Raw genomic sequence first — 22078 nt, forward strand, 5'->3', positions numbered from 1 at the left:
ATATCAGTCCATGCCATTGGTCACACCATCTTCTCGCAAGGACGGCGTGAATCACAACATACTGGTATCGCTCAACAACTTTCGGATCGGGCTCTTAGACATCTGAGATCCCCTCGATCAGGCAGAAGCCCCAGCCTGATCGAGAGGATTTATATCGCAATTAAAGCTGGTAGAAAGTGTCAAATCCCACCAGATCGGCCTTTCTTACTTCCCCTGTACGCTCGTCACCTCAACCGGGAGGCCGAGCTTGTCGAGCTGCGGCTTTATCTTGGTCGCGTCGCCCACGACGACCCAAGTCAGCTTGGCGGGATCGAGCGCGCTGCGGGCGGCCTTGTCGAGTTCGGCGGCGGTCAGCGTGGGATAGCGCACGGCGAGGCGCGTGTAGTAGTCGTCCGGGCGCTGGAACTGGACGATCTTGACCAGGCCATCGAGCACGGCAGACGAAGTTTCGAATGCGCCCGGCAGTTCGCGCGCGGCGCCCTGCGTGGCCCAGCCCAGTTCATCGGGGGCAACGCCCTTGTCTTTGAGGAACGCAGTCATGTCGCCATGCATCGCCGCGATCGCGGGGCCGGTCTGGTCGGTCTGGACCGGCGCGACGAGGCGATAGATCACGCGATCCTGGCGGTCGCTCACCGCGCTGCCCACGCCATAGCTCCAGCCCTTGCTTTCGCGCACGTCCATGTTGAGGCGCGAGAGGAAGCTGCCGCCCAGCACTTCGTTGGCGGTGCGCAGCGGCACAAGATCGTCGCGGCCGGTGGCGGCAAGAACTTCGCCGGCCATGATCATCGACTGTGGCGAGGCCGGGCGATCGACCAGCAGGATGCGCGGGCTGGCTGCGGGAATCGTGGCCGACAGGTTCTTGACCGGGGCAGCGCTCGCCGGTTCGGCCCAGCTGCCAAAGCTGCGTTCCAGCAGCGGCTTGACCGCGGCCAGCGTGGTATCGCCGACCACGAAGATCGTCGCCTTGGACGGGCGCAGCCAGGCCTGGTGGAACGCAGCCAGATCTGCCGGAGTCAGGCGCTTGACCACGGCGGGATCGCCGGTGCCGGTGGGCGGCGTGCCATAGGGGTGCTGCGACCCATAGAGCGCGGGATAGAGCACGCGCGAGGCCATCGCCGAGGGATCGCGCAGTTCGGCATCGATCGCGGCGAGCTGCTGGGCGCGCACGCGGTCCAGGTCATCGCTCTTGAGCGCGGGATTGCGGATATAGTCAGCCAGCAGGGCCAGTGAGCCAGCGAGGTTGGGCGCCACGGCATCGAGCTGGAACGCCGTGCTGTCGGGCAGGGCGGCGTTGCTGATGTTGGCGCCCAGGTTTTCGCGGGCACGGGCAAAGGCGGCGGCATCCAGGGTCTTGGTGCCCTGGTCCATCATCTTGAGCAGCATGGCCTGCGTGCCCAGCGCCTGGCGCGGATCGGCGGCAAAGCCGGCGTCGAACGCCACCTGCACCGAAACGACAGGCACGGCGGCGCGGCGGGCAAAGACCACCTTCACCCCGTTGGACAGCGTTGCCCGCTCGATCTGCGGGAACTGCAGCGCGGCCAGGTTGCCGATAGGCGGCAGTTCGCTGCGATCGGGGCCGGCGGCAGCGGCCGGCACGGCCGGCTGCGGCGCCGGGTCTTGGCCGGGCTGGTGCCAATAGGCGGGATGGGCAGCGCTACCGTGGCCCCCACCGACCTTGGTATCGTTGTTGGCCCAGCCGCCGTGGGATTCGCCGCCCTCGGTGCGGGTGCCCGGCTCGACCGTCAGGGCAAAGACCGGGCGCGTCAGCCACTTTTGCAGCGCGTCACGCACCTGCGCCGGCGTGAGCGCGGCCATGGCCGCCAGTTCCTTGCGATAGTGGTTGGCATCGCCGTTGTAGAGCAGACCTTCGGCCAGCGTCGGTGCCTTGCCGCCAAAGCCGCCGACCGATTCCAGCTTGCGGATCTGGTCGCTGGCGGTGACGGTGGCGGCGCGGGCGAGTTCGTCGGCCGTCGGGCCTTCGGTCACCAGGCGCTTGATCTGCGCGTCGAGCGCGGCACCCACGGCGGCGGCATTCTGGCCCGGCTTCACATCAGCCTGAACCACGAACTGCCCGGCCTGGGCATAGATTTCAGCATTGGCGCCGGCCGCAACGGCCAGTTGCTGGCCACGCACCAGGTTGTCGTCGAGCCGCGAAGAAGCAAGCCCGCCCAGGATCACTGCACCGATCTGCAACGGCAGGTAATCGGGGTTGTCATAGCCCGGGATCGCCCACATGCGGTAGATGCGGGTGGTGGCCACTTCATCCTTGATCGTCTTGGCAACCGGCGCGGGCAGGGTCGGCACCGGGGCCGATACCGGCTGCACCTTGGGCCCGGCGGGAATGGCGCCGAACCACTTGGCGACCTTGGCCTTGGCCGTAGCGAGATCGACATCGCCTGCCAGCACCAGCACGGCGTTGTTGGGGCCATAGTGATCGGTGAACCACGCTTTCACATCGGCCAAGCTGGCGCTGTCGAGATCGGCCATCGAGCCGATCGTGCTGTGATGATAGGGGTGGCCAACGGGATAGAGGTTTTCGAGCTGCTCGTATTCCACCAGGCCATAGGGCTGGTTGTCGCCCTGGCGCTTTTCGTTCTGCACCACGCTGCGCTGGTTATCGAGCGTTTCCTGCGTCACCGCACCCAGCAGATAGCCCATGCGATCGGATTCCAGCATGAGGAAGCGATCGAGCGCGGCCGTGGGCACGGTTTCGAAATAGTTGGTGCGATCGAACCAGGTCGTGCCGTTGTAATCGGTGGCGCCGGCATTCTGCAGCGGGGTGAAGAAATCGCCCTTGTTGTGTTCCGACCCGTTGAACATCAGGTGTTCGAACAGGTGGGCAAAGCCGGTCTTGCCCTTGGGCTCGTTCTTGGAACCCACGCCATACCACACCGACACGGCCACGACTGGCGCCTTGCGATCGGTGTGGACCAGCACGCGCAGACCGTTGGGCAGGGTGAACTGCTCGTAGGGAATGTTCACTGCCGAAACCAGGTTGGCCAGCGGCGCCGGGGCGGGCACTGCCGGGGCCGATGCCGTTGCGGCAAGCACGGGCGAAGGCGCGGCCGAGGCGATCGCCAGGGCCAGGAGAGAGGCGTTGAGGAAGCGCTGCATGGAGGGGGGCTTGTCCTGTCTCGAAAAGTCTCTGTGGCGATGTGTAAGGGCATGTTCGGCGGAGTCAAAGCTGAACCATCGTGAGGACTTGCCACGCGACATTGGTTTTGATTGCAACCGGTGGCGCAAAATTTGATCCACGTCCTTGTGTTGCTCAAAAGCAACACTACCTTGTGGCGGTCAGGAGAGCGAGAGACCGTTATGAACCTCGAAAAATTCACCGATCGCGCCAAGGGTTTCCTTCAGGCGGCCCAGACCCTGGCGATCCGCCTGAGCCATCAGCGCATCACCCCCGAGCACGTGCTCAAGGTGTTGCTGGAAGACCCGGAAGGCATGGCCAGCGGGCTGATCCAGCGGGCCGGCGGCAACCCCGCCGTGGCCCAGGCCGAAGTGGACAAGGCGCTGGGCAAATTGCCGGCGGTCTCGGGTTCGGGCGCGCAGAATTCGCCCGGGCTCGACAATGATACCGTGCGCCTGCTCGACCAGGCCGAACAGGTTGCCGCCAAGAGCGGGGACAGCTTTGTCACCGTGGAACGCATGCTGCTGGCGCTGACGCTGGCCGGCACCACGGCGGCTGGCCAGGCCCTGAAGGCGGCGGGCCTTTCGCCCCAGGCGCTGGAAGCGGCGATCACTGCGCTGCGCGGCGGGCGCACGGCCGACAGCGCCGGCGCCGAAAACGCCTATGACGCGATGAAGAAATATGCCCGCGATCTGACCGCCGCCGCGCGCGAGGGTAAGCTTGATCCGGTGATCGGTCGCGACGAGGAAATCCGCCGCACCGTGCAGATCCTGGCGCGCCGCACCAAGAACAACCCGGCGCTGATCGGCGAACCCGGCGTGGGCAAGACGGCGATTGCCGAAGGCCTGGCGCTGCGCATCGCCAATGGCGACGTGCCCGACAGCCTCAAGCATCGCCGCCTGATGGCGCTCGACATGGGCAGCCTGATTGCCGGCGCGAAGTATCGCGGTGAGTTCGAGGAGCGGCTCAAGGCCGTGCTTGACGAGGTGAAGGGCGCCGAGGGCGAGATCATCCTGTTCATCGACGAGATGCATACCCTGATCGGCGCGGGCAAGACGGAAGGCGCGATGGACGCGTCCAACCTCTTGAAGCCGGCGCTGGCGCGGGGCGAGTTGCACTGCATCGGCGCCACCACGCTGGATGAATACCAGAAGTACGTGGAAAAGGACCCGGCCCTGCAACGCCGGTTCCAGCCCGTGTTCGTGGGCGAGCCGACGGTGGAGGACACCATCTCGATCCTGCGCGGGATCAAGGAAAAGTACGAGGTGCACCATGGCGTGCGCATCGCCGATGCCGCGATCGTGGCGGCCGCGACACTGTCCAACCGCTATATCGCCGACCGCTTCCTGCCCGACAAGGCAATCGACCTGATGGACGAGGCCGCCAGTCGCATCCGCATGGAGGTGGAAAGCAAGCCCGAGGAGATCGAGAACCTGGATCGTCGCATCATCCAGCTCAAGATCGAGGAAATGGCCCTGGCTAAGGAAACCGACCAGGCCAGCCGTGATCGGCTGGATACCCTGCGCGAAGACCTGGCCAACCTGGAACAGCAATCGGCCGAGCTGACCACGCGCTGGCAGAACGAGCGCGACAAGATCCATGCCGAAGGCAAGATCAAGGAGCAGCTCGACAGCGCGCGCGTGGAACTGGAGCAGGCGCAGCGCGTGGGCGATCTGGCGAAGGCCGGGGAGCTGGCCTATGGCCGCATCCCCGAGCTGGAGCGCCAGCTGGCCGATGCGCAAGGCGCCAGCAAGAATGCCCTGCTGCGCGAGGAAGTGACGGCCGAAGATATCGCTGGTGTCGTCAGCCGCTGGACCGGGGTGCCGGTCGACCGGATGATGGAAGGCGAGCGGGAAAAGCTGCTCAACATGGAAGACGTGCTCGGCAAGCGGGTAATCGGCCAGCGCGACGCGGTGGTGGCCGTGTCCAAGGCGGTGCGCCGCGCGCGGGCCGGGTTGCAAGACCCCAACCGTCCGCTCGGCAGCTTCCTGTTCCTGGGCCCCACGGGCGTGGGCAAGACCGAACTGACCAAGGCGCTGGCGGGTTTCCTGTTTGATGATGACAGTGCGATGGTGCGCATCGACATGTCGGAGTTCATGGAAAAGCATGCCGTCAGCCGTCTGATCGGCGCGCCTCCGGGCTATGTCGGCTATGACGAAGGCGGCGTGCTGACCGAGGCGGTGCGGCGCCGGCCCTATCAGGTCGTCCTGTTCGACGAGGTGGAAAAGGCTCATCAGGACGTGTTCAACGTGCTGTTGCAGGTGCTCGATGATGGGCGCCTGACCGACGGCCAGGGCCGCGTGGTGGATTTCACCAACACGCTGATCATCCTGACCTCCAACCTGGGCAGCCAGTACCTGGCCAACCTGGGCGAGGGCGAAGATGCCGCCAGCGTGGAGCCGCAGGTGATGGATGTGGTGCGCGCGCACTTCCGGCCGGAATTCCTCAACCGGCTGGATGAAATCATCCTGTTCCACCGCCTGGGCCAGGAACACATGGCCCCGATCGTGGACATCCAGGTGGCACGCGTGGCCAAGCTGCTCAAGGATCGCAAGATCACGCTGGACCTCACCGAGGCGGCCAAGCGCTGGCTGGGCCGGGTGGGCTATGATCCGGTCTATGGCGCGCGGCCATTGAAGCGGGCCGTGCAGCGCTATCTGCAAGACCCGCTGGCGGAGCGGCTGCTGGCAGGCCAAGTGCCCGACGGCAGCACGGTGACGATCGATGAAGGCGACGGCGCGCTGGCGTTCCACGTCAGCTGAGCCGCGCAGGCCATTGCGGAAAGGGAAGGGGAGCGCATGTCGCTCCCTTTTCTGCATCGGCGGGCCGGCAGCCCGCGGGCGTCAGACCAGGCCGAGCTTGGCCAGTTCGCCGGCGATCGCGGCGGGCAGCACGTCACCGGCTTCCCCATGGCCAAGATCGGCCGGGGCATCGGCTGCTTCCAGATAGCGCCAGCCCTGGTGGGCGCGGCGCGGCATCGGCACCACGTCGATCAGGCGGGTGGAGACCAGGATATTGGTGCGTCCGCCCTCGGCCTCTTCAAAACCCAAGATTTCGCTGCGCGCGACCAGCTGGTGCTTGAGAATCCAATACAGCGAGCCGCCGATCATTTCGGCATGGCGGCGCGGGCAGTTGCGCGTGGTCAGGCGGGCGACGCCATCGGCACCGTGGCGCCGGCCGGTGGAAAACCATTCGTGGACTTCCGCCAGCGACTGCGCGCCATAGGCCACTTTGGTCATGTTGAGCGGCATTGCAGGTGTTCTTTCAATCCGAATCAGGCGGCAAGCCCGGTGACGACAGCCAGCCCCAGGAACGAGAAGAACCCCATGACATCGGTGGCCATCGTCACGAATACGGCCGAAGAGACAGCCGGATCCACCCGCAGGCGATCGAGGCTGACCGGAACGAGGATTCCAGCCAGGCCCGCCACCAGGTTGTTGATCACCATGGCCGCGCCGATCACCGCGCCCAGGTGCGGGTTGCCAAAGATCAGCGTGGTGCCCACCCCGATCAGCACGCCCAGCGAGAGCCCGTTGGCCAGCGCGATGCGCAATTCGCGCAGGATCATGCGCACGGTGTTGGAACTCGTCAGCTGGTTGGTGGCAATCGCGCGCACCACCACTGCCAGCGTCTGGGTGCCGGCATTGCCGCCCATGCCCGAAACGATCGGCATCAGCACGGCGAGCAGGGCAAAGCGCGCGATGGCGCCCTGGAACAGGCCGACCACCGAGGCGGCAATGATCGCCGTGCCCAGGTTCACCACCAGCCACGACAGGCGCGTGCGCACGGTCAGGCCGATCGGCTCGTTGATGTCGCCATCGCCCGCGCCCGACAGGCGCAGGATGTCCTCGCTCGCCTCTTCCTGGATAATGTGGACCACGTCGTCCACCGTGATCTGGCCGACCAGCCGGCCACTGTCATCCACCACGGCGGCAGAAATCAGCGCGTACTTCTGAAAGCGGAGCGCGACCTCTTCCTGGTCCATGGTGACGGGAATCAGCGTCTGGTCGCGCTTCATCACATCGGCCAGGGGCACGCTGCGCGGTGCGCGCAGCAGCCAGGAAAGCATGCAGGTGCCAACCGGGCGATGCTTTACGTCGACGATGAACACTTCCCAGAATTCGGTGGCAAGGTCATCGTCGTCGCGGCGCAGGTAATCGATCAGGTCGCCCACGGTCAGGTGTTCGGGCACCGCGATCACGTCGCGGCTCATCAGGCGGCCGGCGGATTCTTCGGGGTAGGACAGCGCGCTTTCGATCGCGGCGCGGTCTTCCGGCTCCATTTCTGCCAGGACGGCGGCCTGGTCTTCCTCGTCGAGGTCTTCGATCAGGGCGACGGCGTCGTCCGTCTCCATCTGCTCGGCGAGGTCGGCAACCTCTTCGGGTTCGAGCTGATCGACCAGGTCATCGCGCACCCAGTCGTTCAACTCGGCGAGCACGTCTGAGCCGAGCAGGTCGTTGATCGCGCGGGCCAGCGGCGCACGGTATTCCTGGCCGATCAGCTCGAACAGGTCGGCGATGTCGGCCGGGTGGAGCGGCTCGACCAGGTTATAGACCGCTTCCTGGTTTTCCGCGTCCAGCGCCTCGGTCACCCGGCGCAGGAACGAGGGGCGCAGCGTGTTGTCTTCCTCGTCCAGTTCCTGCGAATTGCGCGCAGGTTCGGGCGCCGCCACCGTCATGGTGTCAGTGTCCACGCCGTCGTCCATCCGCAGGTCGTGTTCATGGGGCGCGCCTTGTTCCATCAAGGCGGGGATAGGCGATCATCCGGCAAATGCAATGGTGCACTGCAGCGTGACTTTGTCCGAAGATTGCCTATATCGACGACATTCTTTGCCAAGGAAGAGTGGTCGATGTCTGAAGAAAAACTGGTCCTGTCGCTGGATTCGGGCGATGTGGTGATCAAGCTGCGTCCCGACCTGGCCCCCGGCCACGTGGAACGGATCAAGGAACTGGCTTCCGAAGGGTTCTATGACGGGGTGAAGTTCCACCGCGTGATCCCCGGTTTCATGGCGCAGGGCGGCTGCCCGCAGGGCACCGGCATGGGTGGTTCGAGCAAGCCCGACCTCAAGGCCGAATTCAACGATCAGCCGCACGTGCGCGGCGTGTGCTCGATGGCCCGCACCAGCTATCCGCACTCGGCCAACAGCCAGTTCTTCATCTGCTTTGATGATGCGCGTTTCCTCGATCGCCAGTACACCGTGTGGGGCGAAGTGGAGAGCGGCATGGAACTGATCGACGCGCTGCCCAAGGGCGAGCCGCCGGCAAACCCGGGCGTGATCCGCAAGGCGACCGTGCAGGCGGCCTGATTACGACTGGCTGATCGGGTCGCTGTCTCGCTATCGAGACAAAACCTGTATCATATCAGGGAAAAGGCGGGGCTGGTCCCCGCCTTTTTTGCTGTAGGACAAGGCGCATCGGCTTAGGGGCAGGGTAGATCGAACCCGAGAGGAGCCCCCCATGAACGCCCCCGTTTCGTCACCGTCCGTGTCTCCTGCGCGGATTGCCCATCCCGATTATCGCGCCAAGCTGATGAGCGCAGACGATGCCGCCAGCCTGATTGGCCCCGGCGCCGTGGTGGGGATGAGCGGGTTTACCGGGGCAGGCTATCCCAAGGCGGTGCCCCAGGCGCTGGCGCGGCGGATGGAGGTGGCCCACGCCGCCGGCAATCCCTATGCCATCAAGGTGTGGACCGGCGCATCGACCGGCCCCGAACTCGACGGCGCGCTGGCGCGGGCCAAGGGCATCGATTTCCGCCTGCCTTACAACTCCGATCCCCTGGTGCGCGAGCAGATCAATGCCGGCACGGTGCAGTATTTCGACATGCACCTCAGCCAGGTGGCGCCCATGGCGTGGCAGGGCTTTCTCGGCCCGCTCGACGTGGCGCTGGTCGAGGTTTCGGCGATCCTGCCCGATGGCAGCGTGGTGCCGTCCTCGTCTGTGGGCAACAACAAGACCTGGCTCGATCGCGCCGGCAAGATCATCCTGGAAGTCAATTCCTGGCAGCATGAAGCGCTGCACGGCATGCACGATATCTATTATGGCACCGCGCTGCCGCCGCATCGCCGGCCGATCCCGCTGGTCCATCCCAACGATCGCATCGGCCAGCCCACCTTCCGCATCGATCCGGCCAAGGTGGTTGCGGTGGTGGCCACCGACACGCCCGACCGCAACGCCCCGTTCAAGGCGCCCGACGATGCCGCCCGCGCCATTGCCGGGCACCTGCTGCAGTTCTTTGGCCATGAAGTGAAAATGGGCCGGTTGCCGGCTTCGCTGCTGCCGATCCAGTCGGGCGTGGGCAATATCGCCAATGCCGTGCTCAACGGCTTGATGGACAGCCCGTTCGAGCCGATGACGGCCTATACCGAAGTTCTGCAGGACGGCATGCTCGATCTGCTGGCGGCGGGCAAGCTGGCGATGGCCTCGGCCACGGCGTTTTCCCTCAGCCCCGACGCGGCAGAAGCGCTGAACGGCGAAATGCACCGCTATCGCGATCGTATCGTGCTGCGCCCGCAGGAAATTTCCAATCATCCCGAACTCGTGCGGCGTCTGGGCTGCCTGGCGATGAACGGCATGATCGAGGCCGATCTCTATGGCAACGTCAATTCCACCCACCTGATGGGCTCGCGCATCCAGAACGGCATCGGCGGCTCGGGCGATTTTGCCCGCAATGCCTATATCTCGATCTTCATGGCGCCCTCGCTGGCCAAGGGCGGGGCGATTTCCACGATCGTGCCCCAGGTCAGCCATGTCGACCATATCGATCAGGACGTGCAGGTGATCGTCACCGACCAGGGCCTGGCCGATCTGCGCGGCCTTTCGCCCAAGCAGCGGGCCGAACAGGTCATCGCTAACTGCGTGCACCCGATCTATCGCGACCAGTTGAGCGACTACTATGCCCGCGCCCTGCGCGATTCCTATGGCAAGCATTCGCCCTCGCTGCTCGACGAGGCGCTTTCCTGGCATCAGCGCTTTGTGCAGACGGGCACCATGCGGGCGGGGTAATCAAGGGCCCCTCCACCACCGCTCCGCGGCGGTTCCCCTCCCCATCGGTGATGAGGAGGACCTAGGATCCTCCCCATCACCGATGGGGAGGTGGCGGCCGGAGGCCGACGGAGGGGCTGCCTCTACAAGCCCGCCTTCAGCATCCAGTCGTGGAACAGGCGCACCGGCCGCGATTGCAGGGCGCGGGGGCGGCAGACGAACCAATAGGAATAGGGGCTGTCCACTTCGATGTCATAGACGCGCGCCAGCCGGGGATCGTGGCTGCGGCTGAAATGGTCATCGTGCATGATGGCAATGCCCAGACCCTGCGCGGCGGCTTCCAGAATCAGCTGGCCGGAATCGAAATGGTCGATCGCGGCTGGCTCCAGCGCTTCCAGGTGTAGCGTGCGCTTCCAGGCTTCAAAGCTGGCGGGCAGATCGTTGTGAACCAGGAACGTCTGCTTGGCGAGCTTGGCCATGTCGGGCCGGTTGCCCAGCTCTTCGGCCAACTGCTTGCTGGCAATGGCATAGACCCGGTTGTGATCGAGCCGCACGGCATGCAGCGCGGCGTCCGGCCCTTCCGACAGGATAATCGCCGCATCGATCGTGTCACCCAGCTTGGTTTCCGCAGCGGTCGAGCTGTCGATATCGATATGCAACTGCGGGTGCAGCTTGCGCAGTTCGCCCAGGCGCGGGAACAGGCGCTGGCTGCCGAACAGCGGCAGCACGCCCAGGCGCAGGCGCATGACCTTGCCGGTATCGATCATGCGGTCGATCCGGTCGGCCATCTCGTCGATCAACGGGGCCACCGCATCATACAGCGTCTGGCCGTCCTCGGTCAGCTTGAGGGCCTGGTGCTTGCGCTCGAACAGCGGCTTGCCGACGAACTCTTCCAGCGCCGCCAGCCGGCGCGACAGGGCCGAAGGGCTGAGTGCCAGTTCGGCCGCCGCCGTCTTGGCCGAGCCGGCGCGCACCACGCGAATGAAAGCTTCCAGCGAGCGCAGTGGTGGCAGGCGGCGGATCATCAGGCGTCTTCTTCTTCGGCAAGGGCGGTGGAGGGGGCATGCAGGCGCAGGCGCGTGAGGCGGCGTTCGTCGCCACCGGTCACTTCCAGGCGCCAGCCGGATTCGTGTTCCAGCACCCGGCCGACTGGTGGCACTTCGCCAGCCAGGACCACGGCCAGGCCGCCCAGGGTGTCGACGTCTTCCTCCACCTCGGCCAGGCGCGGATCGATGATGCGGGCGACGTGTTCCAGTTCGGCGCGGGCATCGGCATCCCAGGTATCGGGATCGAGGCGGTTGAGCAGCACTTCGGGGGCATCATCGTGCTCGTCTTCCACGTCCCCTACGATTTCCTCGACCAGATCCTCGAACGTGATGATCCCGTCGGTGCCGGAATATTCGTCCACCACCACGGCCAGGTGGGTGCGGCTGCCGCGCATGTCGGCCAGAACATCGATCGCGCCGCGCGCCTGGGGCACGAACAGTGGCTGGCGCAGCAGCACGGTCCAGTCATCAGGCGCGGGCGCACCTTTAAGCGCCATGTCCGCCAGGAACGGGAACACGTCCTTGATGTGCATCATGCCCTGCACTTCATCGAGCGATTCGCCATAGACCGGCAGGCGGCTGTGGCCATGCTCGGCAAAGGCGGCAACCACCTCGGCAAACGTGGAGGAGGCGGGGATGGCAATGATCTGGCCACGCGGGATGGCCACGTCATCGGCATCGCGCTCGCTGAAATGGAGCAGGTTCTTGAGCATCTGGCGTTCCACCGGCACCAGGTCGCCATCGGCGCCCAGATCATGGCCGGGTTCATGCTCGTGCTCTTCGATCGCTTCCTCGATCTGCGCCCGTAGAGACTGGTCATGGTCAGGCCCCTTGAAAAAGGCCTTTATCACGCGCCAAAGCGCCCCATTACTGTCGCCTTCGCCCGAGCGATTTTCACCGCCGGACCCATTGCCCTCGGGCACTGACCTTGCTCCTTAGCTGTTACTGTCGATATTCATGCATATGGGTCGGCCAGGCCCAGCAAGGCAAGCGCCTTCCGCTCCAGGTCTTCCATTTCCTCGGCCTGGGCTTCGCCCTCCTCGTGGTCATAGCCGGCCAGATGCAGCAGGCCGTGGATCACCAGGTGGGTGGCGTGGTTTTCTACCGAGATGCCCTTTTCCGCGGCTTCGCGGGCACAGACGCCCTGCGCCAGGATCAGGTCGCCCAGCATGCCCGGCGCGCCCTCGTCGGCTGCGGCGCGCAGCACGTCTTCGCGGGCAAGCATCGGGAAAGACAGCACATTGGTGGGCTTGTCCTTGGCCCGCCACTGCTTGTTGAGGGCGTGCACCTCGTCATCGTCGGCCAGGACCAGGCTGACCAGCAGATTGGGATGCGCAAGTTCAGTGGCAACCTGCGCGGCTGCCTCGGCGGCGCGGTTGGCCAGTGCCTCCCAATCGGTGGTATCTCCCCAGATGGGATCGATGTCGATTTCCAGAATCGGCGCGGTCATGCGGGGGCCTGTGCAATTGGGGGACGAATCGCTTTGGCATGGCGACGCGGGCCGCGCCACCCGCCATGTGCAAAAAATGCAAGGTCAGGGTCAGTGCAAGGTTTCCACTACCCCCCGACTCCCTCCTCTAAAGAGGATGGGGAGGATGAAACAAAACCCCCTCCTTTTCAGAGGAGGGGGTCGGGGGTGGTGGAGGCACCGTGCAAGGTCAGGCCTCGTTCCCTTCATAGGCTTCAACGATACGGCCCACGATGGGATGGCGCACCACGTCGGCGCGGCTGAAATGCACCACGCCGATGCCGTCCACGCCTTCCAGCCGGCCGACTGCGTCTGCCAGGCCACTGGCAGCCACGCCGCCGGGAAGGTCAACCTGCTTGGGATCGCCGCACACCACCATGCGGCTGTTCTGGCCAAAGCGGGTGAGGAACATCTTCATCTGCGCCGGCGTGGTGTTCTGCGCTTCGTCGAGGATGACAAAGGCATCGGCCAGGGTGCGCCCGCGCATGAAAGCGATCGGGGCGATCTCGATTTCGCCACTGGCGATGCGCCGCTCCACCTGTTCGGGCGGCATGCAGTCATAGAGCGCATCGTAAAGCGGGCGCAGATAGGGATCGACCTTTTCCTTCATGTCGCCAGGCAGGAAGCCCAGGCGCTCGCCAGCTTCCACCGCCGGGCGCGACAGGATCAGCCGCTGAACCGAACCGGTCATCAGCTGGGCCACGGCTTGGGCCACGGCAAGATAGGTCTTGCCGGTACCCGCCGGCCCCAGGGCAAAGATCACGTCGTTCTGCACCAGCGCCTGCATATAGGCGATCTGCGTGGCCGAACGCGGCACGATGGTCTTGCGGCGGGTGCGGATCATGATCGGCGGAGCATTGCCCGGCGTTCCGGTGATGATCCCTTCGAGCGTGGGTTCCGCGCTCATCGCGATAAGCGATTCCAGGGCGCCGCTGTCGATCTCGTGCCCGGTATTGAGGCGCTGGTACAGGCCCTTGAGCACGTCACGGGCGCGGGCCACGGCGTCTTCGGGTCCTTCGATCAAGACCTTGTTGCCGCGTGCGGAAATGAACACGCCGAGGCGGTTTTCGATCTGCACCAGGTTGGTGTCGAACTGTCCGAACAGCGCGCCCAGCATCGTCTGCTCTTCAAATTCCACTTCCACGCGGGCGCGACGGGGTTGGTCGGGCCGCGGCCCGGTCCTGACCCCGCCATCGCCCTGTATTCCGGCACGGTGTCCGGGGCGGTCGAAGGTCATGTCGCGATGTGCCTCGTCGTGGGCACGGGGGAATTTGCGAGCCATGGGATGGGGTTTTCGCGCTCCTTTCATCGAACCACTTTATCCAAGTGTAAGGCGTGATTGCCCTTGTGCAAGGGAGACTGGCGGCAAAATGCACAACGCAGGTAACAATTGCGCGACACTTTGCTGCCGGGGCACGACAAACCTGAGCGGTTTCTTGCAACGTGCTTCGGCAGGCATTCAGCCGGGCAGGGCCATAACCGTTTCATGGCCGAACGAGACCCCCGGGCAAAACGCTCAGGTCCGGCCGGAACAAGGAGTTACCCCCATGCGCAAGTTCGTCCTCGCCCTCGTTGCTGCCGCCCTGGTTGCCCCCGTCATGGCGCCGGCCATTGCCAATGCCCAGCCGGTCAACACCCCGGCCGTGGCCGCCGCCCGCCACGAAGTGCGCCGCGACCGTGCCGAAGTGCGCCATGATCGCCGCGAAGTGGCCGTGGCCCGCGCCCATGGCAACGAACGCGCGGTGCGCATCGCCAAGCACGAACTGCGCCACGACCGCCGTGACATGCGCCACGATCGCAAGGTGATGCATCACAAGATCCGCCACGCCTATCGCCATCACCACGGCTAAGGTCAGGCGCCCAAACGAAAAGGCCCCCGTCGCGTGGATCGCGGCGGGGGCTCTTTTTGTGATTGCGTGATTTAGGCGGCCGGATCAGGCGACCAACTGGCCAGCGAGCGAATTGGGCCCGGCCTGCACCAGGTCTACCGTCACCAGATCGCCGATCGCCACATCGCCGGTGAAGTGCACCGATTGCAGCCAGGGCGATTTGCCCAGCCATTGGCCGGCAAGGCGCCCGCGCCGTTCGACCAGCACCTCGCAACGCCGGCCCACGCTGGCCTGGTTGAACGCCGTGGCATCGCGCGCCAGCGCAGCCTGCAGCCGCTTGAGCCGCTCGTCCATCACCGCCGGCGCGATCTGATCGTCCATCGTGGCCGCTGGCGTACCGGGGCGGGGCGAATACTTGAAGCTGAACGCCTGGGCATGGCGCACCGCGCCCACCAGATCGAGCGTGTCCTGGAATTCGGCCTCGGTCTCTCCGGGAAAACCGACGATGAAATCGCCCGACAGCGCGATATCGGGCCGGGCGGCACGCACGCGATCGAGAATCTTGAGATAGCTTTCCACCGTGTGGCTGCGGTTCATCGCCTTGAGCACGCGGTCGTTGCCGGCCTGCACGGGCAGGTGCAGGAACGGCATCAGCTTGTCGATCTCGCCATGGGCGGCGATAAGCCCATCGCTCATGTCGTTGGGATGGCTGGTGGTATAACGGATGCGCGCCAGATCTGGCTCTGCCGCCAGCACGCGGATCAGGCCATCGAGGCCGATGGCGCGGCCCTTGGCGTCCTGGCCGGTCCAGGCATTCACGTTCTGCCCCAGCAGGGTGATTTCGCGCGCGCCGCCGGCAACCAGCAGCTTGGCCTCTTCCACCAGATCGGCAAACGGGCGAGAGATTTCCGCGCCACGCGTATAGGGCACCACGCAATAGGTGCAGAACTTGTCGCACCCTTCCTGCACCGTCAGGAACGCGCTGGGGCCCGACCGGCGGCGCTTGGGCAGCGCGGCAAACTTGGCTTCGGCCGGCATGTCAGTCTCGGTGCCGCGCTTTCCGGCGGCGGCGTCGGCCACCATTTCGGGCAGGCGGTGATAGGCTTGCGGCCCGACCACGACCTTGACCGACGGCGCGCGCGCCATGATTTCCTCGCCCTCGGCCTGGGCCACGCAACCGGCCACCGCGATCAGCGGCGTGGTGCCATCGGCACGGCGCAGGCGGCCAATATCGGAATAGACCTTTTCCGTGGCCTTTTCGCGGATATGGCAGGTGTTGAGCACGACCAGATCGGCGCCATCGCGCTCGTCGGTGGCGGTCATGCCTTGGGCGGCAAGCAGCTCGGCCATGCGCTCGCCGTCATAGACGTTCATCTGGCAGCCGAAGCTCTTGACGTGAAACGTCCGGGGGGGATTCTCTGCGGGCATAAGCCGCGCCCCATAAGGCAATCGGGCGCGGATGGAAACCGCCTTGCGCAGCGCCACCGCCCAGGAAAAGGCCCGCCGCGCAAGGCATGCGCGGCGGGCCTTGGCATGGCAGGCAGCGTTGGTTCAGGCCAGGATCTGGCTCAGGAACCACACGCGCTGCTGGGCCTGGTCGGTCCAGTCATCGGCCGCGCCTTCGGTGGCGTTGTCGCCGGCTTCGGTTGCCGCGGCCTTCACCTTGCGGATGGTTTCGACCAGCGCGGCATTGTCGTCGCGCAGGGCCTTGACCATGTCCATCGCATCAACCTTGGCGCGGTCATCATCCTTTACGCTGGCCTTGGCGCCGATCGCGCCGATCGAGGTGAGCGTGGCGCCGCCGTTCTTGCGCACGCGCTCGGCCACGATGTCGGTCAGTGCGAAAAGCTCGGTGGCCTGCTCGTCAAACAGCAGGTGCAGATCGCGGAACTGCGGGCCGGCCACGTGCCAGTGATAGTTCTTGGTCTTGATATAGAGCGCGAAATAATCCGCGAGCAGCCCGTTCAGGCTATCGATCAGCGCCTTGTTTGCGTTGTCGCCCGGCATGGTAAACCCCTTTCCTTTGCTTGGCTTTGCGCTTTCATACGCCACAACGGCGCCAAAGTTTCACGCAAATGGTGGTTTGAATAAATCGGTTTTGTCGATCAATCGGCAGGCTTTGGCGCCAGCCGCAAGACAAGCGCGCCGCCGAGGGCGGACAGCAGCGATCCGCCCAGGATGCCGATCTTGGCCTGCTCGACCAGATCGGGCTGCGCTGGAAACGCCAGCGCGGCAATGAACAGGCTCATGGTAAAGCCGATACCGCACAGCAGCGCCATGCCCCACAGATGCATCAGCCGCGCGCCGGCCGGCCGTGGCGCCAGGCCCAGCCGTTCGGCACCCAGAACCGCGCCCAGCACGCCGGCCTGCTTGCCTACGACGAGCCCGGCCGCGATTGCCAGGGGCAGCGGCGCCAGGATGCCGGCCAGGCCCGTGGCGCGCAGATCGACCCCGGCATTGGCCAGGCCGAACAGCGGGACGATCACGAAGCCATTGATCGGCACAAGCAGATGTTCCAGGCGCAGCAGCGGGCTGTTACCCCGGGCATCGAGCTTCATCGGCACGGTCAGCGCCGCCAGCACCCCTGCCACGGTGGCGTGGACGCCCGATTGCAGCACGCATGCCCAGAGGGCCACGGCAAAGACCGCATAGGTCGACGCCCGAGTCGCACCGGCGCGGTTGATGAGAATCATCGCGCCAAACACGGCGGCCGCCGCCGCCAGCCAGGCCCAGGCCACCCCGCTGGTGTAAAAAATGGCGATCACCACCACCGCGCCAAGGTCATCGACCACGGCCACGGTCAACAGGAACAACCTGATCGACCGGGGGGCACGGCGCCCGATCAGGGCCAGCACACCCATGGCAAAGGCGATGTCGGTGGCGGCGGGAATGGCCCACCCGCGATGCAGCATGGGAAAATCACGGCTGACGGCCAGGAACACCAGCGCGGGCAGCGCCATGCCTGCCAGCGCTGCCAGCACCGGCAGCCGCCGCCGCCGTGCATCGGCCAGTGAGCCGCTGATGATTTCGCGTTTGATCTCAAGCCCCACGACAAAGAAGAACACGGCCATCAGGCCGTCGTTGATCCAGGCATGCAGGCTGTCGAGTTGGGGCGCCACGATCACCGGAAGGACATGATGCAGTGCGGCATGATAGGCATGGTGCAAGGGCGAATTGGCCAGTGCGATGGCCAGCGCCGCGCAGACCAGCAGCAGCACGCCCGGCGCTGCTTCGTGGCGCATCAATCGGCGCAATGTCGATTGCGGCTGATGAGGGGACACGCGCATTTCCGCCATATTCGATTCATTCCTGAAGGTTGCAAGCGTTGCCACGCGCCACGGCCAGCCGTAATTTGCCTGTGGGGGTGTTTGCCGTCAAACGGGGGTGAGGGCAAATTGGGAATGATGTCGCTGTCCACAGTCTGGCTGTGGCTGGCCATGTTGCAGCGCGAACTTCTGCTTTTCGCTGCAACATGCCTGGCCGTGGGTGCCTGCCAAGAACGGCGGCTGGACGGACTGTGGGCCTGGCTCCGGATCACGGGCCGGGCTTGCACACTGCATCTGGCTTCGGGCTTTGCCGCGACTGCCGATTGGCCCGCGCGCGTCGACCGTGGTGCGGGTGGTCAGCCGGGTGCGGCAGCGGTGCTGGTGCCGGTCTGGTCGGAAGCGCCGGTTGTGGCCGCCGTGATCGAGCATTGCCTGGCGGCTTGGCCAAATGCGGACCTGCGGCTCTATGTCGGCTGCCATCGCAACGATCCCGCCACGCTGGCGGCGGTCATGCGCTGCGCCACCGATCCGCGCCTGCGCATCGTGGTGCATGATCGCGACGGTCCGACGACCAAGGCCGATTGCCTCAATCGGCTTTATCTTGCGTTGCAGGCCGATGAGGCGCGCAGCGGCAGGATCGTGCGAAGCGTAATCGTGCACGATGCCTCGAAACCGCGCGACGACGAATATGGTCAACCGCCGCTTCCGGCGTTGTGGGCATAGCTTTCGCATGTAGTGCCGATCGCCCTTTTGCTGCCGCGGCGCAGCCGTGCGGGGCAACCGTGGCATTGCGGAATTGGCCTGCGCCGCCTAGGACAAGTGGCGATGGATGTGTACCTTCCCATCGCCAATCTGGCGGTCAACGGCTTGGTGATCGTGGGGCTTGGCGCCTTGACCGGGCTCTTGTCTGGTATGTTCGGCGTGGGTGGTGGTTTTCTCACTACTCCGTTGCTGATCTTCTATGGCGTGCCGCCGACGGTGGCCGCCGCATCGGCCGCGAGCCAGGTGACCGGGGCCAGCGTTTCGGGCGCATTTGCCCACGCTCGGCGCGGCGGCATCGATTATCACATGGGCGCGGTGCTGGTCGCCGGCGGCGTGCTGGGCACCGGGGTGGGGGCACTGCTGTTCCGCCTGCTCCAGGCGCTGGGCCAGATCGATACGGTGATCAACATCCTCTATGTCGTGCTGCTGGGCGGCATCGGCGGGCTGATGGCGCATGAAAGTATCACGGCCCTGCGCGCACAGCGGCTTGGCCTCGCCCAGCCGGCGCGGCGCCGCCGCCACCATCCCTTGGTGGCCAGCCTGCCACTGCGCTGGCGGTTCTATCGCTCGGGCCTTTATATCTCGCCACTGGCGCCGCTCTTGCTGGGCATGGCCACCGGCATCCTGACCATGCTGATGGGCATCGGCGGCGGGTTCATCCTGGTGCCGGCAATGCTCTATATCCTGGGCATGAGCACCAACGTCGTGGTGGGCACCTCGCTGTTCCAGATCCTGTTCGTGACGATGGCGACAACCATGATGCACGCGCTGACCACGCATGCGGTGGATATCGTGCTGGCCGGGCTGTTGCTGGTGGGATCGGTCTCGGGCGCACAGATCGGCGCGCAGTTTGCACAAAAGGCCAAGCCTGAGCAGTTGCGCCTGATCCTGGCGGTGATCGTGCTGGGCGTGGCACTGCGCATGGCGCTTGGCCTGGGCTATCGACCCGACGAGATTTTCACCGTGGTGCCGCTATGACGCCGCGCTGGGTGCTGGCGCTGCTGGCGCCGGTGGCCATTCTGCTCGGCGGGGCGCGCGCGCCGATCCTGGTGCCCGAAATATCGCAGCATCGGGTGGAAGTGCGCCAGGGCTTTACCGGGGCGGACCTCTTGCTGTTTGGCGCAATCCTCGATCCGGGTGGCACCCGCGCCGCGCAGGATTACGATATCGTCGTCGTGCTCAAAGGCCCGGTGCAATCCATCGTGCTGCGGGAAAAGCGCAAGGTGGCGGGCATCTGGGTGAATGCCGCCAGCAGCGAGTTGCGCTCTGCGCCCAGTTTCTTTGCCATCGCCTCGTCCCGCCCGGTGCGCGAGATCGTGGATGAAAAGACCGCAGCGATCTATGAACTCGGTCTCGATCGCCTGCAGCTTTCCCCGATCGGGGCGATCGACCCGGCGCGGCAACGGCACTTTGCCGATGGCCTGGTGGATCTGATGCAGCGGCAGGGTCTTTATCGCGAAGACGGCCACGGCGTGACGATCAGTGGGCAGGTGCTGTATCAGGCGCGCATCACGCTGCCTTCGCAAGTGCGCACCGGCACCTATACCGCCGAAACCTTTGCCATCCGCCAGGGCCGCGTGATCACCTCGGCGGTCACGCGGGTTGACGTGTCGAAGCAGGGTTTCGAACGCTTCGTGGCCGACCAGGCCGATGGCAACGGCCTGCTCTATGGCCTGTTTGCCGTGCTGGTATCGGTGGGCATGGGCTGGATCGCCGGGCGCCTGTTTGCGCTGGTGTGATGTGGGGCACTGCTTAGCCCAAAATTAACCCTGCCAGTTCTAGCGTTTGGCGCGACAACGGGCTGGGGCAAGAACAGGCATGACGGACATGAGCAGGCAGGTATTCATTTCGGCAGACCCTGCCCGGCCTGGAGACCTTGCCCCGCACGGGCCGATGCCGGCTGCTGCCGCTTTGCCCGATATTGTCCTTGAACCGCGCGATCTGCCGCCGTCCGATTGCGCGCTCAGCCCAATCGGAGTGGTGGTGGATGTGGCAGGATCGGGCAGCGGCATCGCGCTCGATCTGCATCGCCTGGAAGACTGCATGGACGATGCCGACCCTACCGTGGCGCTATCGGGCCAGGTGGGCAGCCAGATCAAGGTGCGCGTGGGGCGCGGCTGGCTGCTCGGCTCGGTGCGCAACCAGCGCCGCGATGGCAAGGTGGATGGTGGCGCGCTGGCCCAGCTCGATTTCCTGGGGGAGGGCGAGGAAGACCCCGCCACCGGCCGCATCTTCGGCTTTCGCCGCGGCGTTACCCGGTTTCCCGTGCCCGGCGCGCTGGTCTATCCGGCGACCAGCGCCGATCTGCGCCAGATCTATGCAAGCGACGGCCGCGCGCATGTGACCGTGGGCACGGTGTTTCCCACCCAGGATATCCGCGCCGGCCTCTATATCGATCCGCTGCTGGGCAAGCATTTCGCGCTGCTGGGATCGACCGGCACCGGCAAATCGACCGCCGCTGCGCTGATCCTGCACCGCATCTGCGACATGGCGCCCGAAGGCCATATCGTGATGATCGACCCGCATGGCGAATATCTTTCGGCGTTTCGCAACACCGGGCAACTGTTCGACGTGTCGAACCTGCAGATGCCCTATTGGCTGATGAACTTTGAAGAACACTGCGAGGTGTTCCTCACCGCTACCGGGGCAGAACGCCAGATCGACGCCGATATCCTGGCCAAGTGCCTGCTGATGGCGCGGCAGAAGAACCGCCTGGCCGAACAGGTGGGCCGCATCACCCAGGATTCGCCGATCCCCTACCTGCTGTCTGACCTGTGCAACATCTTGCAGAACGAGATGGGCAAGCTCGACAAGGGGCACAGCTCGATCCCCTACATGCGGGTGAAGAGCAAGATCGAGGAAATCCGCAACGATCCGCGCTATCAGTTCATGTTCTCGGGCATGCTAGTCAGCGATACGATGGCCGAATTCGTCGGGCGGCTGTTCCGCCTTCCAGCCCATGGCAAGCCGATCTCGATCATCGACGTGTCGGGCGTGCCGTCCGAAATCACGTCCACCGTGGTCGCCGTGCTCAGCCGCCTGGTGTTCGACTATGCCATCTGGTCGCGCCAGGAAACCACGCGGCCGATCCTGCTAGTGTGCGAAGAAGCGCACCGGTATGTGCCCAACGAGCGCAATTCCAACGGATCGTCGGTCGGGCGCATCCTGTCGCGCATCGCCAAGGAAGGTCGCAAGTATGGTGTGTCGCTCGGCCTGATCACCCAGCGCCCGTCTGACCTTGCCGAAGGCGTGCTGTCGCAATGCGGCACGATCATTTCGATGCGCCTCAACAACGATCGCGACCAGCAGTTCGTTCGCGCGGCCATGCCCGAAGGCGCGCGCGGCTTCCTCGATTCGATCCCTGCGCTGCGCAACCGCGAATGCATCATCTGCGGCGAAGGCGTGGCGATTCCCATCCGCGTGGCGTTTGACGACCTGGACGAAGCGCGGCGCCCGGCATCGGCCGATCCCTCGTTCAGCCAGCTATGGGGCAAGAGCGGCGGTGAAACGGAAAGCGTCGCGCGCACCGTCCACCGCTGGCGCGCGCAAAGCCGGTTTTGAGGGGCAGCGCTTGCCTGCGGGGGGGCTTCGACA

The 22078-nt window shown here is 65.3% G+C and carries 18 protein-coding genes; 8 read left to right on the forward strand and 10 right to left on the reverse strand.

Annotated features, from left to right (window positions below; genetic code table 11):
* Window positions 1-204: 204 nt before the first annotated feature.
* Window positions 205-3114 carry a M16 family metallopeptidase gene (locus ABIC78_RS16360; RefSeq protein WP_354490829.1) on the reverse strand — a complete coding sequence of 970 codons (2910 nt, stop codon included), beginning with the start codon at window positions 3112-3114 and terminating at the stop codon, window positions 205-207.
* 201 nt (window positions 3115-3315) lie between these two features.
* Between ABIC78_RS16360 and clpB the strand changes: the two genes are divergently transcribed.
* A complete protein-coding gene (clpB, locus tag ABIC78_RS16365; RefSeq protein WP_171796456.1) occupies window positions 3316-5895 on the forward strand; it encodes an ATP-dependent chaperone ClpB in 2580 nt (859 codons plus the stop codon).
* Window positions 5896-5976: 81 nt separating this feature from the next.
* Here clpB and ABIC78_RS16370 read toward each other — a convergent pair whose 3' ends face one another.
* Both ABIC78_RS16370 and mgtE read right to left on the reverse strand, forming a co-directional pair.
* A complete protein-coding gene (locus tag ABIC78_RS16370) occupies window positions 5977-6384 on the reverse strand; it encodes a DUF1489 domain-containing protein (protein WP_022674998.1) in 408 nt (135 codons plus the stop codon).
* A gap of 23 nt (window positions 6385-6407) precedes the next feature.
* A complete protein-coding gene (gene mgtE, locus ABIC78_RS16375) occupies window positions 6408-7811 on the reverse strand; it encodes a magnesium transporter (RefSeq protein WP_253941858.1) in 1404 nt (467 codons plus the stop codon).
* A 171-nt stretch (window positions 7812-7982) separates the two neighbouring features.
* Here mgtE and ABIC78_RS16380 point away from each other — a divergent pair, with 171 nt between their 5' ends.
* Together ABIC78_RS16380 and scpC are read left to right on the forward strand one after the other, a co-directional pair.
* Window positions 7983-8438 carry a peptidylprolyl isomerase gene (locus ABIC78_RS16380; protein WP_022675000.1) on the forward strand — a complete coding sequence of 152 codons (456 nt, stop codon included), beginning with the start codon at window positions 7983-7985 and terminating at the stop codon, window positions 8436-8438.
* Window positions 8439-8589: 151 nt separating this feature from the next.
* Window positions 8590-10134 (forward strand): succinyl-CoA:acetate CoA-transferase ScpC, encoded by a 1545-nt coding sequence (scpC, locus tag ABIC78_RS16385; RefSeq protein WP_354490832.1) that lies wholly within the window; start codon window positions 8590-8592, stop codon window positions 10132-10134.
* 122 nt (window positions 10135-10256) lie between these two features.
* Here scpC and ABIC78_RS16390 read toward each other — a convergent pair whose 3' ends face one another.
* The 4 genes from ABIC78_RS16390 to ABIC78_RS16405 all read right to left on the reverse strand — a co-directional run bounded on the left by ABIC78_RS16390 (window position 10257) and on the right by ABIC78_RS16405 (window position 13909).
* Window positions 10257-11138, reverse strand: coding sequence for a LysR substrate-binding domain-containing protein (locus tag ABIC78_RS16390; protein WP_022675002.1), 882 nt, complete (start codon window positions 11136-11138; stop codon window positions 10257-10259).
* Window positions 11138-12082, reverse strand: a complete 945-nt coding sequence (locus ABIC78_RS16395; protein WP_062785134.1) for a hemolysin family protein — start codon at window positions 12080-12082, stop codon at window positions 11138-11140. The genes ABIC78_RS16390 and ABIC78_RS16395 overlap by 1 nt, the downstream gene beginning before the upstream one ends.
* Before the next feature lie 32 nt (window positions 12083-12114).
* Window positions 12115-12609: an rRNA maturation RNase YbeY gene (ybeY, locus tag ABIC78_RS16400; RefSeq protein ID WP_022675004.1), complete on the reverse strand. Its 495-nt coding sequence runs from the start codon at window positions 12607-12609 to the stop codon at window positions 12115-12117.
* A gap of 208 nt (window positions 12610-12817) precedes the next feature.
* Window positions 12818-13909, reverse strand: a complete 1092-nt coding sequence (locus ABIC78_RS16405; RefSeq protein WP_084390904.1) for a PhoH family protein — start codon at window positions 13907-13909, stop codon at window positions 12818-12820.
* A 265-nt stretch (window positions 13910-14174) separates the two neighbouring features.
* Here ABIC78_RS16405 and ABIC78_RS16410 point away from each other — a divergent pair, with 265 nt between their 5' ends.
* On the forward strand, window positions 14175-14477 hold the full coding sequence (locus ABIC78_RS16410; RefSeq protein ID WP_022675006.1) for a hypothetical protein: 303 nt from the start codon (window positions 14175-14177) through the stop codon (window positions 14475-14477).
* A gap of 84 nt (window positions 14478-14561) precedes the next feature.
* Here the strand turns inward: ABIC78_RS16410 and miaB are convergent, their stop codons facing one another.
* The 3 genes from miaB to nhaA form a co-directional block, all read right to left on the reverse strand.
* Window positions 14562-15884, reverse strand: coding sequence for a tRNA (N6-isopentenyl adenosine(37)-C2)-methylthiotransferase MiaB (gene miaB / locus ABIC78_RS16415; protein ID WP_062785131.1), 1323 nt, complete (start codon window positions 15882-15884; stop codon window positions 14562-14564).
* Window positions 15885-16007: 123 nt separating this feature from the next.
* Complete coding sequence (locus ABIC78_RS16420; protein ID WP_022675008.1) at window positions 16008-16463, reverse strand: Dps family protein; 456 nt, start codon at window positions 16461-16463, stop codon at window positions 16008-16010.
* Window positions 16464-16561: 98 nt separating this feature from the next.
* Window positions 16562-17752, reverse strand: a complete 1191-nt coding sequence (gene nhaA / locus ABIC78_RS16425; RefSeq protein WP_354490837.1) for a Na+/H+ antiporter NhaA — start codon at window positions 17750-17752, stop codon at window positions 16562-16564.
* A gap of 105 nt (window positions 17753-17857) precedes the next feature.
* Here nhaA and ABIC78_RS16430 point away from each other — a divergent pair, with 105 nt between their 5' ends.
* From ABIC78_RS16430 to ABIC78_RS16445, 4 genes are all read left to right on the forward strand, one after another.
* Window positions 17858-18445 (forward strand): glycosyltransferase, encoded by a 588-nt coding sequence (locus ABIC78_RS16430; protein ID WP_354490839.1) that lies wholly within the window; start codon window positions 17858-17860, stop codon window positions 18443-18445.
* 102 nt (window positions 18446-18547) lie between these two features.
* Complete coding sequence (locus ABIC78_RS16435; protein ID WP_022675011.1) at window positions 18548-19462, forward strand: sulfite exporter TauE/SafE family protein; 915 nt, start codon at window positions 18548-18550, stop codon at window positions 19460-19462.
* Entirely contained in the window at window positions 19459-20223 is a 765-nt protein-coding gene (locus ABIC78_RS16440; protein ID WP_022675012.1) for a TIGR02186 family protein, read from the forward strand. Before ABIC78_RS16435 ends, ABIC78_RS16440 begins: the two co-directional genes overlap by 4 nt.
* A gap of 88 nt (window positions 20224-20311) precedes the next feature.
* The gene (locus ABIC78_RS16445; protein WP_369801294.1) at window positions 20312-22045 is read left to right on the forward strand and encodes an ATP-binding protein; all 1734 of its coding nucleotides are present in this window, start codon (window positions 20312-20314) and stop codon (window positions 22043-22045) included.
* The last annotated feature ends 33 nt before the right edge of the window (window positions 22046-22078 follow it).

The organism is Novosphingobium sp. 1529 (assembly GCF_040544855.1).
Lineage (GTDB): Bacteria > Pseudomonadota > Alphaproteobacteria > Sphingomonadales > Sphingomonadaceae > Novosphingobium > Novosphingobium capsulatum.

Coding starts and splice junctions, on each gene's coding strand:
- ABIC78_RS16360 (WP_354490829.1), bottom strand. CDS start 3,114: ATGCAGCGCTTCCTCAACGCCTCTCTCCTGGCCCTGGCGATCGCCTCG.
- clpB (WP_171796456.1), top strand. CDS start 3,316: ATGAACCTCGAAAAATTCACCGATCGCGCCAAGGGTTTCCTTCAGGCG.
- ABIC78_RS16370 (WP_022674998.1), bottom strand. CDS start 6,384: ATGCCGCTCAACATGACCAAAGTGGCCTATGGCGCGCAGTCGCTGGCG.
- mgtE (WP_253941858.1), bottom strand. CDS start 7,811: ATGACGGTGGCGGCGCCCGAACCTGCGCGCAATTCGCAGGAACTGGAC.
- ABIC78_RS16380 (WP_022675000.1), top strand. CDS start 7,983: ATGTCTGAAGAAAAACTGGTCCTGTCGCTGGATTCGGGCGATGTGGTG.
- scpC (WP_354490832.1), top strand. CDS start 8,590: ATGAACGCCCCCGTTTCGTCACCGTCCGTGTCTCCTGCGCGGATTGCC.
- ABIC78_RS16390 (WP_022675002.1), bottom strand. CDS start 11,138: ATGATCCGCCGCCTGCCACCACTGCGCTCGCTGGAAGCTTTCATTCGC.
- ybeY (WP_022675004.1), bottom strand. CDS start 12,609: ATGACCGCGCCGATTCTGGAAATCGACATCGATCCCATCTGGGGAGAT.
- ABIC78_RS16405 (WP_084390904.1), bottom strand. CDS start 13,909: ATGGCTCGCAAATTCCCCCGTGCCCACGACGAGGCACATCGCGACATG.
- ABIC78_RS16410 (WP_022675006.1), top strand. CDS start 14,175: ATGCGCAAGTTCGTCCTCGCCCTCGTTGCTGCCGCCCTGGTTGCCCCC.
- miaB (WP_062785131.1), bottom strand. CDS start 15,884: ATGCCCGCAGAGAATCCCCCCCGGACGTTTCACGTCAAGAGCTTCGGC.
- ABIC78_RS16420 (WP_022675008.1), bottom strand. CDS start 16,463: ATGCCGGGCGACAACGCAAACAAGGCGCTGATCGATAGCCTGAACGGG.
- nhaA (WP_354490837.1), bottom strand. CDS start 17,752: ATGGCGGAAATGCGCGTGTCCCCTCATCAGCCGCAATCGACATTGCGC.
- ABIC78_RS16430 (WP_354490839.1), top strand. CDS start 17,858: ATGATGTCGCTGTCCACAGTCTGGCTGTGGCTGGCCATGTTGCAGCGC.
- ABIC78_RS16435 (WP_022675011.1), top strand. CDS start 18,548: ATGGATGTGTACCTTCCCATCGCCAATCTGGCGGTCAACGGCTTGGTG.
- ABIC78_RS16440 (WP_022675012.1), top strand. CDS start 19,459: ATGACGCCGCGCTGGGTGCTGGCGCTGCTGGCGCCGGTGGCCATTCTG.
- ABIC78_RS16445 (WP_369801294.1), top strand. CDS start 20,312: ATGAGCAGGCAGGTATTCATTTCGGCAGACCCTGCCCGGCCTGGAGAC.